This window comes from Pseudomonas sp. R76 (assembly GCF_009834565.1).
Classification (GTDB): domain Bacteria; phylum Pseudomonadota; class Gammaproteobacteria; order Pseudomonadales; family Pseudomonadaceae; genus Aquipseudomonas.
In genome coordinates this window covers 6,810,287-6,821,900 of sequence record NZ_CP019428.1, presented here as the reverse complement: position 1 = coordinate 6,821,900, position 11,614 = coordinate 6,810,287, and the positions used below count along the sequence as shown (strand labels likewise).

At 56.9% G+C, this 11,614-nt stretch carries 10 protein-coding genes; 7 read left to right on the top strand and 3 right to left on the bottom strand.

Features of this window, described 5'->3' with window-relative positions; translation table 11 throughout:
- Nucleotides 1-585 precede the first annotated feature (585 nt).
- The 5 genes from rpmH to mnmE all read left to right on the top strand — a co-directional run bounded on the left by rpmH (nucleotide 586) and on the right by mnmE (nucleotide 4,514).
- The gene (rpmH, locus tag PspR76_RS30945) at nucleotides 586-720 is read left to right on the top strand and encodes a 50S ribosomal protein L34 (RefSeq protein WP_003213577.1); all 135 of its coding nucleotides are present in this window, start codon (nucleotides 586-588) and stop codon (nucleotides 718-720) included.
- A gap of 16 nt (nucleotides 721-736) precedes the next feature.
- The gene (gene rnpA, locus PspR76_RS30940; RefSeq protein WP_197629997.1) at nucleotides 737-1,141 is read left to right on the top strand and encodes a ribonuclease P protein component; all 405 of its coding nucleotides are present in this window, start codon (nucleotides 737-739) and stop codon (nucleotides 1,139-1,141) included.
- Entirely contained in the window at nucleotides 1,134-1,379 is a 246-nt protein-coding gene (gene yidD / locus PspR76_RS30935) for a membrane protein insertion efficiency factor YidD (protein ID WP_083355989.1), read from the top strand. Before rnpA ends, yidD begins: the two co-directional genes overlap by 8 nt.
- A 2-nt stretch (nucleotides 1,380-1,381) precedes the next feature.
- Nucleotides 1,382-3,064, top strand: coding sequence for a membrane protein insertase YidC (gene yidC, locus PspR76_RS30930; RefSeq protein ID WP_159961271.1), 1,683 nt, complete (start codon nucleotides 1,382-1,384; stop codon nucleotides 3,062-3,064).
- Between the two features lie 79 nt (nucleotides 3,065-3,143).
- Nucleotides 3,144-4,514 carry a tRNA uridine-5-carboxymethylaminomethyl(34) synthesis GTPase MnmE gene (gene mnmE / locus PspR76_RS30925; protein ID WP_159961269.1) on the top strand — a complete coding sequence of 457 codons (1,371 nt, stop codon included), beginning with the start codon at nucleotides 3,144-3,146 and terminating at the stop codon, nucleotides 4,512-4,514.
- A 19-nt stretch (nucleotides 4,515-4,533) separates the two neighbouring features.
- On the opposite strand, the gene PspR76_RS30920 is transcribed toward mnmE, so the two are convergent.
- From PspR76_RS30920 to PspR76_RS30910, 3 genes are all read right to left on the bottom strand, one after another.
- Complete coding sequence (locus PspR76_RS30920; RefSeq protein WP_159961267.1) at nucleotides 4,534-6,972, bottom strand: TonB-dependent siderophore receptor; 2,439 nt, start codon at nucleotides 6,970-6,972, stop codon at nucleotides 4,534-4,536.
- 92 nt (nucleotides 6,973-7,064) lie between these two features.
- Nucleotides 7,065-8,009 (bottom strand): FecR domain-containing protein, encoded by a 945-nt coding sequence (locus PspR76_RS30915; RefSeq protein ID WP_159961265.1) that lies wholly within the window; start codon nucleotides 8,007-8,009, stop codon nucleotides 7,065-7,067.
- Nucleotides 8,009-8,515 (bottom strand): sigma-70 family RNA polymerase sigma factor, encoded by a 507-nt coding sequence (locus PspR76_RS30910; protein WP_159961263.1) that lies wholly within the window; start codon nucleotides 8,513-8,515, stop codon nucleotides 8,009-8,011. Before PspR76_RS30910 ends, PspR76_RS30915 begins: the two co-directional genes overlap by 1 nt.
- Nucleotides 8,516-9,069: 554 nt before the next feature.
- Between PspR76_RS30910 and mnmG the strand changes: the two genes are divergently transcribed.
- On the top strand, nucleotides 9,070-10,962 hold the full coding sequence (gene mnmG, locus PspR76_RS30905) for a tRNA uridine-5-carboxymethylaminomethyl(34) synthesis enzyme MnmG (RefSeq protein ID WP_159961261.1): 1,893 nt from the start codon (nucleotides 9,070-9,072) through the stop codon (nucleotides 10,960-10,962).
- Nucleotides 10,959-11,603 (top strand): 16S rRNA (guanine(527)-N(7))-methyltransferase RsmG, encoded by a 645-nt coding sequence (gene rsmG, locus PspR76_RS30900; protein ID WP_159961259.1) that lies wholly within the window; start codon nucleotides 10,959-10,961, stop codon nucleotides 11,601-11,603. Before mnmG ends, rsmG begins: the two co-directional genes overlap by 4 nt.
- The last annotated feature ends 11 nt before the right edge of the window (nucleotides 11,604-11,614 follow it).

Genomic DNA, 11,614 nt, shown 5'->3' with positions numbered 1-11,614 from the left:
GGATATCCCCTAAGTTGAAAGCCGGTGAGGCAAAAACAGCCGCCATTGTAGCGGCCAGCCGTCCACTTATCCACATGTAGGTTGCTCACAGAGCACCCAAAATCAATGCGTTAACCGTAAAAAAGGCGACCAATGGTCTGTGCATAAGCTCTGTGGATAAGCGCCCCTAAGCTCGTTGCACAAGTGGGGTCGAAAGTCTGTGGGTAACTGGCCTGTGGATAACAACCCATTCCACCCACAGCTTATCCGACAGTGCAGCACAGGCTAAGCACCGTTTCCCCGCCTAGTTGTCATTCTCTGTACATCAGGTGGAATGTGGGCTCAAGGCAGTTATCCACAGAAGAACGCCTGCCTAGCTTTTATAAGCTTTACAGAAAAGCTTTAAATAACTTCCTTCTTTATTTTTATATCTATGGCATTGCTCATGAAAGCCGAGCGGACAAAAAAGGCCTGGTGGCCTGCAAAGATCTAATTAAAGGAAAAGCTGGTTGGAAATTGACCTAGAGGCTTGCTTTCTCTAGAATCGCCGGTCTCTTAAAACGGGGGCCATTCCGGCCCGTTGTGGACGAACCAGGTAACAACGCCATGAAACGTACTTTCCAACCAAGCACCATCAAACGCGCCCGTACTCACGGCTTCCGTGCTCGCATGGCTACCAAGAACGGCCGTGCTGTCCTGTCGCGTCGCCGCGCCAAAGGTCGTGCGCGTCTGGCAGTTTGATAATCCGGTACTGGTGGTGAGTCAGGACTTCAGTCGGGAAAAGCGTCTGCTAACCCCCCGGCACTTCAAGGCAGTCTTTGACTCCCCCACCGGCAAGGTTCCGGGGAAAAATCTCCTGCTCCTTGCGCGTAACAACGATCTGGATCACCCCCGTCTCGGGTTGGTGATCGGCAAGAAGAGCGTAAAGCTCTCCGTTGAGCGCAATCGCCTCAAGCGTCTGATGCGCGAATCGTTTCGCCTCCACCAGGAAACTCTGGTTGGTTGGGATATTGTTATCGTCGCGCGCAAAGGCTTGGGGGACGTAGAAAACCCCGAATTGATTCAGCATTTCGGCAAGCTCTGGAAACGTTTGGCGCGTACCAACAAGCCAGCACCAGCAGTCAGCACCGAAACTGTAGGGGTAGACAGCACCAATGCGTAAACTGGCCCTCGTTCCGATCCAGTTTTACCGTTATGCCATTAGTCCTCTGATGGCTGACCACTGTCGTTTCTACCCCAGTTGTTCCTGCTACGCGTTAGAGGCCATAGAAAATCATGGTCTTCTGCGCGGTGGCTGGCTGGCCTTTCGTCGTTTAGGCCGCTGTCATCCGTGGAATCCCGGTGGTTATGACCCGGTTCCACCTATCCCTACCTCCCGTTCTTCTTCGATGGCCGAGTAATCATGGATATTAAACGCACGATCCTGATCGTCGCCCTGGCAATCGTGTCCTACGTCATGGTTCTTAAGTGGAACCAGGACTATGGCCAGGCTGCCCTGCCGACTCAGAATGTTGCTACCAATCAGGCTGCGCCGGCTATTCCGGACACTCCGTTGGGTAACAATGCGTCCGCGAGTGCCGATGTTCCCAGCGCGAATGGCGAGACAAACGCCCCTCTAGAAACGCCAGTGGTCACCAATAAAGACCTCATCCACGTTAAAACGGATGTGCTCGACCTGGCTATCGACCCACAAGGTGGTGATATCGCGCAGTTGAAACTGCCGCTGTATCCACGTCGCCAAGACCATCCGGATGTTCCGTTCCAACTGTTCGACAACGGTGGTGAACGTACTTATCTGGCACAAAGTGGCCTGACCGGCACCGACGGTCCGGATGCTCGTGCTACCGGTCGTCCGGTTTATTCGACCGAACAGAAGACTTATCAACTGGCTGATGGCCAGAACCAGTTGAACGTTGACCTGAAATTCAGTCAGGACGGCGTCAACTACATCAAGCGTTTCAGCTTCACCCGCGGTTTGTACGATCTGAAAGTCACTTATCTGATCGACAACGAAAGCGCCAAGCCTTGGAGCGGCAACCTGTTTGCCCAGCTCAAGCGTGATAACAGTGCCGATCCTTCTTCCAGCACTGCCACCGGCACCGCGACTTACCTGGGCGCCGCCCTGTGGACAAGTAGCGAGCCGTACAAAAAAGTGTCGATGAAAGATATCGACAAGGGCGCGCTGAAAGAAACCGTCCAAGGCGGCTGGGTTGCCTGGTTGCAACACTACTTCGTGACCGCATGGATCCCGAACAAGGGTGAAGCCAACCTGGTTCAAACCCGCAAAGACAGCCAAGGCAACTACATCATTGGTTTCACTGGCCCGGCGTTGACCGTCGCACCAGGTGCCAAGGCTGAAACCAGCGCCACTCTGTACGCCGGCCCGAAAAGCCAGGCAGTGCTGAAAGAGTTGTCCCCAGGTCTGGAACTGACTGTGGATTACGGCATTCTGTGGTTCATTGCCCAGCCGATCTTCTGGCTGCTGCAACATATCCACAGCATCGTCGGTAACTGGGGCTTCTCGATCATCTTCCTGACCATGCTGATCAAGGGGATCTTCTTCCCGCTGTCGGCAGCCAGCTACAAGTCGATGGCGCGCATGCGTGCCGTGGCCCCGAAACTGGCCGCGCTGAAAGAGCAACATGGTGATGACCGGCAGAAAATGTCGCAGGCCATGATGGAGCTGTACAAGAAAGAGAAGATCAACCCGCTGGGTGGATGCTTGCCGATTCTGGTACAGATGCCGGTATTCCTCTCGCTGTACTGGGTACTCCTGGAAAGCGTGGAAATGCGCCAGGCGCCGTTCATGCTGTGGATAACTGACCTGTCGATCAAAGACCCGTTCTTTATCCTGCCGATCATCATGGGCGCGACCATGTTCATCCAGCAGCGTTTGAACCCGACTCCGCCGGACCCGATGCAGGCCAAGGTAATGAAAATGATGCCAATCATCTTCACCTTCTTCTTCCTGTGGTTCCCTGCTGGTCTGGTGCTGTACTGGGTGGTCAACAACGTATTGTCGATCTCTCAACAGTGGTACATCACACGTAAAATCGAAGCGGCTACCAAAAAAGCTGCGGCGTAATTTACTCTGTGGATAACCACTCAAGACGCCCCCTAGTGGGGCGTTTTGCTTTCCGTCACTTTTGTTCTGGAACCTGCTGATGAGCGCTCCTCGTGAAACTATCGCTGCTGTCGCCACCGCTCAAGGTCGCGGCGGTGTCGGTATCGTTCGAATTTCCGGGCCGCTGGCGGGTGTGGCAGCCCAGGCCATCAGCGGCCGTGAGTTGAAACCGCGATATGCCCATTACGGCCCCTTTCTGGATGCCGATAAAACCGTATTGGACGAAGGCCTGGCGCTGTATTTTCCCGGCCCCAACTCGTTCACCGGCGAAGACGTACTCGAATTGCAGGGCCACGGCGGCCCAGTGGTCCTGGATATGTTGCTGCAGCGCTGCCTGCAGTTGGGCTGCCGCTTGGCGCGTCCGGGGGAATTCAGCGAGCGTGCGTTCCTGAATGACAAACTCGACCTGGCCCAGGCTGAAGCCATTGCCGACTTGATCGAAGCGAGTTCTGCACAGGCAGCGCGCAATGCATTGCGCTCGTTGCAGGGTGCCTTTTCGTTGCGTGTGCATAACTTGACCGAGCAGTTGATCAGCCTGCGCATCTACGTCGAGGCGGCGATTGACTTTCCGGAGGAAGAAATCGACTTCCTTGCCGATGGCCATGTCCTGGCAATGCTCGATAAAGTCCGAGATGAGTTATCCACAGTGCTGCGCGAAGCCGGGCAGGGCGCTTTGCTGCGCGACGGTATGACAGTGGTGATTGCCGGCCGACCGAATGCCGGCAAATCGAGCCTGCTCAATGCCCTGGCAGGTCGCGAGGCGGCCATCGTTACCGAGATTGCCGGCACCACCCGGGATATCTTGCGCGAACATATCCACATCGATGGCATGCCCCTGCACGTGGTCGACACTGCCGGTTTGCGCGACACCGACGACCAGGTCGAAAAGATCGGCGTAGAGCGTGCACTCAAGGCTATCGGCGAAGCGGATCGAGTACTGCTGGTGGTGGATGCCACCGCGCAAGAGGCTGTGGATCCTTTTGCGCTGTGGCCAGAATTCCTCGAACAGCGGCCGGACCCGGCGAAGGTCACCTTGATTCGCAACAAGGCCGACCTGACCGGCGAAGCCATTGCCATGGAAACCAGCGAGGATGGCCATGTCACCATCAGCTTGAGCGCAAAGTCGGCCGGCGATGGCTTGGAATTGTTGCGCGACCATCTCAAGGCCTGCATGGGCTATGAGCAAACCTCGGAGAGCAGCTTCAGCGCACGCCGCAGGCACCTGGAGGCGCTGCGTCACGCCAGCGCGGCGTTGGAGCACGGTCGGGCACAACTGACCTTGGCGGGGGCAGGGGAGCTGCTGGCTGAGGATTTGCGTCAGGCGCAGCAGCTGTTGGGCGAGATCACCGGCGCGTTCAGCTCGGATGATCTGTTGGGACGGATCTTTTCCAGCTTCTGTATCGGCAAATAGCAGCGTTATCCACAGCGCTCTACCAGTTGTAGGACACCGTACCGAGCAAGGTACGGCTGTCACCCCAATAGCAACGCCCCGCATCGTTGCAGCCGGATACGTATTCCTTGTCGAACAGGTTCTTGGCGTTCACATCCACCGACCAGTGTTTGTCGATCTGATAACCGATGGCCGCATCCACCAACGTGACGCTTCCGGCATCCAGCTTTCCGTACAGCGTCGGTGCGGTGTAGGAAAAGGTGCTGTCGAAGTAGCGCACACCGCCGCCCAGAGACAAACCCTTCAGCTGGCCGTCGAGGAAGCGATACTTGCCCCACACTGACGCCTGGTTGCGAGGAACCCCGGTCATTTGGCGCCCTTCGACCAATGATGTGGCGGAATCCTTGGTAATCCTTGCGTCGGTGTAGGTGTAGGCCGCAGTTACATTCAGGTTGGGGGTGATGTTGCTGTTGATCTCCACTTCCGCACCTTTGGCGCGGCTCTCGCCGACTTGGCGATAGCTGTTGGTGGTGGCATCCAGATATGTGTCGTCTTGCTTGCGCAGGTCATACACCGACAGCGTCATCACGGTGTCCCAGCCAATCGGTTCGTACTTCACACCCACTTCGTATTGGCTGCTGGTGATCGGCTTTAACGGCGCACCGGCGTTGGAGATCTGCTGCACCGGGACAAAGGCGGTGGAGTAGCTGACATACGGCGTCAGGCCGTTGTCGAACTGGTACATCACGCCGCCCTGGTACGTGAACTTTTTGTCTTCGGAGCCGGTGTTGCTGGCCTTGTTCACTTTGTCGCGGAAATCACTGTCGACCCAGTCCTGGCGACCGCCCAGCAGGAACAGCCAGTGGTCATATTTGCTCTGTACCTGTGCATAAACGCCCTTCATCTGCTGTTCGAGCAGGGTGTTCTGAACCGCGATAGGCGTGAGCGGATCGCGCAGGTACACCGGGTTATACACATTGATGGTGCCGGCAAAGCCTGCATCCCAGTCCTGATTGAACGAGGTGCGGTCATAGCTGGCGCCAAACAGCACGGTGTTTTCCAGGCCGCCCACCTCGAATTTACCCTCGAGCTGGTTATCCAGCGAATAGACCATGGACTTGTTGTAGCGGTCGTAGGCGGTCATGTTCAGCTGGGTGCCGAAGCCGCGATTGTTCAGCGCGCCGGGCCAGGTTTCATGGCGGTTGATGCGTGACTGCATGTAGCGCGAGTTCTGGCGGAACTGCCAATCATCATTGAAGCTATGGCTGAACTCGTAGCCGGCGCTCCAGGCTTCCCGTTCGAAGGTGTTCCAGTCCGGGTCGCCAAGCATGGTGTGTTTGGACAGCTTGCCATTGGGGTTATTCAGCAACGTGCCGGCGGCCGGTAAGCCAAGTTCCAGATTGGTGTGGTCCTTCTGGTAGTTGGCCAACAGCGTCAGGGTGTTGTAGTCGTCGAAGTTCAGGGTCAGGGACGGTGCGATGTACAAGCGATCATCAGGAACGTGGTCGGTCTGGGTGTCGGATTTGCGTCCCAGCATGACCACGCGGCCGAGGATGTTGTCGCTGTCATTGAGCGGGCCCGAGATATCCACACCCAACTGGCGTCGATTGTTGGAGCCGTAACCCAATTGCACCTCGCCCTGGGGCGCAGCGGTTGGGTGTTTACTGACCAGGTTGACCAGCCCGCCGGGCGCGTTTTCCCCGTAGAGCAGGGAAGACGGGCCACGGAAAATCTCGACGCGCTCCAGTCCATACGGTTCGCTGGTGGTGTCATACCGATTGCCCTGCACCCGAAGGCCATCGCGGAGCAGGCCGTAGCCATAATCCGTGGCGTTGAAGCCACGAATAAAGAACAGGTCACCGGCCAGGCCGTCGCCAGCGGCAAAAGGTGGCGCGAAGATCCCCGGCACGTAACCCAATACGTCCGTCAGCGTTTGCGACTTCTGATCCTTGATACGTTGGCCAGTAACCACCGAAACCGAACGCGGGGTTTCCGAGAGCGGCGTGCTGGTCTTGGTGCCGATGCGGCTGTTTTGCGCCTTGTAGCCCACATCGCCAGCAATGTCTTGATTGAAACCGAGCTGTTGATAAGTGCTCACAGTCGTCGGTGCCAGCGTCAGTTGCCCGGCCGGTGCCGCCTGCAATACATAGCTTCCGGGGGCTTGCGTGACTGCCTGCAACCCAGAGTTTTGCAGCAACAGCGCAAAGCCTTGATCAACCGAGTAGTCACCTTCCAGCCCAGGCGTATTCAAACGCGCGGTCTGCTGCGGCGAGAACGATAGAATCACATTGGCCTTGGCGGCAAACTGGCTCAAGGCGGTGTCCAGTGGGCCGGCAGCGATGGTGTAGTGTTGCGCGACGCTGGCGGCTATGGCGCCTGTGGACAACACAACACCGGCCGTAGTCGCCGTGGCCAGCAGTAAACCGTAGGTCATGCCGTGGTAAGAGAGTCGTTGGCGAAACTGGGTGGGGAGGCGCATAAGTGGGTAAGCCCTGAAGGTAACGTCGTGATTACCTGTAGGGCCGGGCCAGGTAAAAAAAAGATAACCCCCCTGTGGATTATTTTTTGCGTTCAACCAACGCGCTTCACCGAGACCCAATAGCGAGTGAAATATTTCACCTGGATCGGCAGCGTGGCTTGCAGGTTGGCCAGTACTGCATCGGTGGAGTCGAGGCGAAACGTTCCCGAAACCCGCAGGCCGGCAGAAGCCGAATCGCACTGCAGGACACCTGGGCGATAACGCGCCAGGTCGTTGATCAGATCCCCAAGCCGAGCGTCGAGAACGATCACCTGGCCATCGACCCAAGCGGTCTGGATGTTGCGATAGGCTTGGTTGGGGGCGATGTTCTGGCGGTCGAAGTCGGCACTTTCTCCAGCCTTCAACAATCGGCTGTGCTCAGGTTGATCAGCAGGCGAAACGCTCACCCGATCTTCCAGCACACCCACACGCGTCGAACCCGGCAACTGGCGCACGGTAAACCGAGTGCCTAACGCCTGAATCCGACCTTGGTGGGTGTCGACATAAAAAGGCGTCTGCCCACCCAATTTGCCGGTGTGGATAAGTACCTCGCCCTCGCGCAGTCGGACCAAACGCTGGCGCCCGTCGAACGCCACATCAATGGCGGTGCCGGTATTGAGATCAATGCGAGTGCCATCGGCCAATTCGATATGCCGTCGTTCACCGACACGCGTGCGGTAATCCGCCCAGACACTACCCAGCGACGTGTGTTCTTGGACGTTCCAGCCCAGATAACCGGTGCCGCCCAGCACCAGCATCCACTTGAGTACCTGCCGCCGTTGTTGCGTGGCCGATAAAGCGCGACGGGTGAAATCCCGCGGCAGAGCGCCAAGGCTGCGTTGAATTTGCTCCATCTGGTTCCATGCGGCCTGATGCGCAGGGTCGCCATTGAGCCATTGTTGCCAGGCATGCCGCTCAGCGGGCGTAGGCGGTTGCGATTGAAACTGCACGTACCAACTGGCAGCCGCTTCGAAAACCTTACGGTCCGGGGCGGCCATTACAGGCTGGCCATGAGCAATGAGCATTCAGTAAGGGCACGAATCATGTGTTTCTTTACGGTGGTCAGCGAGACCTGCAGTTGGTCGGCGATTTGTTGATAAGTCAGGCCCTCGATCTGCGACAGCATGAAAATTCGTCGGGCTCGATTGCCAAGGTCAGCCAGGGCTTTATCCACAGCCACCAGGGTTTCAATGATGATGGCCTTGTCTTCTTCACTGATGGCAGTGGCTTCGGGGCGCTCAGCCAACGACTGTTTATAAGCCTGTTCAATCGCATGCCGGCGATAGCGGTCAATCACCAAACCTCTGGCGATGGTTGCCAGGTAGTCCCGGGGTTCGAGGATCTGTGCCGCATGACGCCCGCCCAAAATACGCACGAACGTATCGTGGGCCACATCGGCCGCATCGCAGGCGTTATGCAACTTACCTTTTAGCCACCCTTGCAGCCACGAATGGTGCTGCTCATAGATGTGCTGGACTGCAACCGAGTGGGATGGAGGAGGCATAGGGCGCGATGAGCTAGGTTAATGATAATTACTATTATTAACTGCCACACCGATTTCTCACAATAGCTCCGTTTTTGAAGTGTTGTTTGCCCGGTCTCAGGATTTCGGTGGCATCGTCGTGGGCGAAATACACCATTTCTGTGGATTAAGCCCTGTGAATAACCGCCCTTGTGCCCAGTTGATAACAGGGCCTGAAACCTGAGTAAAAACCCCTCTGTGGATAACCACCTGTTTAATCCACAGGCTTAAGGCACTTATCCAAGGGCCTCATTGGCATATGACCACAGACTTTTGAATCGCTGTACACAACGTAAATAAAGGCCTGTAGAGATCTATCCACAGAAAGTAGGCTCAGTAGAAATAAACATAAAAACAAAGATTTTATAAATTTCTTTCTTTTTAATTTCTATTGTCTGTGATTCATCCACAGCTGGTTAAATTTTGTGCAAAGGGTTCTTTAGGAAGGGCTAAGTCCCTATACTTGTCGCCAAAGCTCTAAAACTCTTTCAACAATCAATTCCTGATTACCTACATAAGCAGGCACGAGGTGCGTGGTGGATTTCCCTTCCCGTTTTGAAGTGATCGTCATCGGCGGCGGTCATGCCGGTACCGAGGCAGCACTGGCCTCAGCACGCATGGGCGTCAAAACCCTGTTGCTGACGCACAACGTGGAAACCCTCGGTGCCATGAGTTGCAACCCCGCCATTGGTGGGATCGGCAAAAGCCATCTGGTCAAGGAAATCGACGCCCTCGGCGGCGTCATGGCCATGGCGACCGACAAGGGTGGTATTCAATTTCGCGTGCTCAACAGCCGCAAAGGCCCGGCCGTACGGGCTACTCGGGCACAAGCTGACCGCATCCTGTACAAGGCCGCGGTACGCGAAACCCTGGAAAATCAGCCGAACCTGTGGATATTTCAGCAAGCAGCGGATGACCTGATCGTCGAACAAGACCAGGTTCGCGGTGTTGTCACGCAAATGGGCCTGCGTTTCTTCGCAGAATCCGTGGTGTTGACCACCGGTACGTTCCTCGGCGGACTTATCCACATCGGCATGCAGAACTATTCCGGTGGCCGCGCCGGCGATCCGCCGTCGATTGCTTTGGCAAAACGCCTGCGTGAATTGCCGCTGCGCGTCGGCCGTCTGAAAACCGGGACCCCGCCGCGTATCGACGGGCGTTCTGTAGATTTCTCGGTGATGACCGAACAGGCCGGCGATACGCCAATCCCGGTGATGTCGTTCATGGGTTCCAAAGAGCAGCACCCCAAACAGGTCAGCTGCTGGATTACCCACACCAACGCCCGCACCCACGAAATCATTGCCGCGAACCTCGACCGTTCGCCGATGTATTCCGGGGTGATCGAAGGCGTCGGCCCGCGTTATTGCCCATCGATCGAAGACAAGATTCACCGCTTTGCCGACAAGGAAAGCCACCAGGTCTTCATCGAGCCCGAAGGCTTGACCACCCACGAGCTGTACCCGAACGGCATTTCCACTTCCCTGCCGTTCGATGTGCAAATCCAGATCGTGCAGTCGATTCGCGGCATGGAAAACGCCCACATCGTGCGCCCGGGCTACGCCATCGAGTACGACTACTTCGACCCGCGTGACCTGAAGTACAGCCTCGAGACCAAAGTGATCGGCGGCCTGTTCTTCGCCGGGCAAATCAACGGCACCACCGGTTACGAAGAAGCCGGCGCCCAAGGTTTGCTGGCCGGGACCAACGCGGCACTGCGTGCTCAAGGCAAAGACAGCTGGTGCCCGCGTCGCGATGAGGCGTACATCGGTGTGTTGGTCGATGACCTGATTACTCTCGGGACTCAGGAACCGTACCGGATGTTTACGTCCCGGGCCGAATACCGCCTGATCCTGCGCGAAGACAACGCCGACCTGCGCCTGACCGAAAAAGGTCGCGAGCTGGGCTTGGTCGATGACGCACGCTGGGCTGCGTTCTGCAAAAAACGCGAAAGCATCGCGCTGGAAGAACAGCGCCTGAAAAGTACCTGGGTTCGCCCAGGCACCGAGCAGGGCGACGCAATTGCCGAAAAATTCGGCACGCCGCTGACCCACGAATACAACTTGCTGAACCTGCTGTCCCGTCCGGAAATCGACTACGCTGGTCTGGTCGAAGTGACAGGCCACGGTGCAGAAGACCCACAGGTCGCCGAACAGGTTGAAATCAAGACCAAATACGCCGGCTACATTGATCGCCAACAGGACGAGATCGCTCGCCTGCGCGCCAGTGAAGACACCAAGCTGCCTGTGGATATCGATTACACCGGGATTTCCGGGCTGTCGAAAGAAATCCAAAGCAAGCTGGGGATAACTCGGCCGGAGACACTTGGCCAGGCTTCACGTATCCCGGGCGTCACCCCGGCAGCCATTTCGCTGTTGATGATTCATTTGAAAAAACGCGGCGCGGGCCGTCAGTTGGAGCAAAGCGCTTGAGTTCGTTGGTCACCTCGCAACACGCCGAAGAGTTATCCACAGGTGCTCGCCAGCTTGGCGTCAACCTGACCGAAGCCCAGCACGAATTGCTGCTGGGTTATCTGGCCCTGTTGATCAAATGGAACAAGGCGTACAACCTCACAGCAGTGCGCGACCCGGACGAAATGGTCTCGCGGCATCTGCTCGACAGCCTGAGCGTCATGCCGTTTATCGAAAACGGTCGCTGGCTCGACGTGGGCAGTGGCGGCGGCATGCCTGGCATCCCGCTGGCCATCCTGTTTCCCGAGTCGCAAGTCACGTGCCTGGACAGCAATGGCAAGAAAACCCGCTTCCTGACCCAGGTCAAACTCGAACTCAAGCTGGATAACCTCAACGTTATCCACAGTCGCGTCGAAGCCTTCACGCCGCAGCAGCCCTTCAACGGAATTGTTTCCCGGGCATTCAGCAGCATGGAGAACTTCAGCAACTGGACCCGCCACTTAGGCGACCGCGACACCCGTTGGCTGGCAATGAAGGGCGTTCATCCAAGCGACGAGCTGTTAGCATTGCCGGCAGACTTCCACCTCGATAGCGAACACGCCTTGGCCGTACCCGGTTGCCAAGGCCAACGCCATCTGCTGATACTGCGCCGCACGGCATGATTGGGAACACA

Bases quoted from the DNA above. Each gene is read 5' to 3' on its own strand.
- PspR76_RS30910 (WP_159961263.1), bottom strand. From the start codon at position 8,515: ATGCCTCCTCCATCCCACTCGGTTGCAGTCCAGCACATCTATGAGCAG.
- yidC (WP_159961271.1), top strand. From the start codon at position 1,382: ATGGATATTAAACGCACGATCCTGATCGTCGCCCTGGCAATCGTGTCC.
- mnmE (WP_159961269.1), top strand. From the start codon at position 3,144: ATGAGCGCTCCTCGTGAAACTATCGCTGCTGTCGCCACCGCTCAAGGT.
- PspR76_RS30915 (WP_159961265.1), bottom strand. From the start codon at position 8,009: ATGGCCGCCCCGGACCGTAAGGTTTTCGAAGCGGCTGCCAGTTGGTAC.
- rpmH (WP_003213577.1), top strand. From the start codon at position 586: ATGAAACGTACTTTCCAACCAAGCACCATCAAACGCGCCCGTACTCAC.
- yidD (WP_083355989.1), top strand. From the start codon at position 1,134: ATGCGTAAACTGGCCCTCGTTCCGATCCAGTTTTACCGTTATGCCATT.
- PspR76_RS30920 (WP_159961267.1), bottom strand. From the start codon at position 6,972: ATGCGCCTCCCCACCCAGTTTCGCCAACGACTCTCTTACCACGGCATG.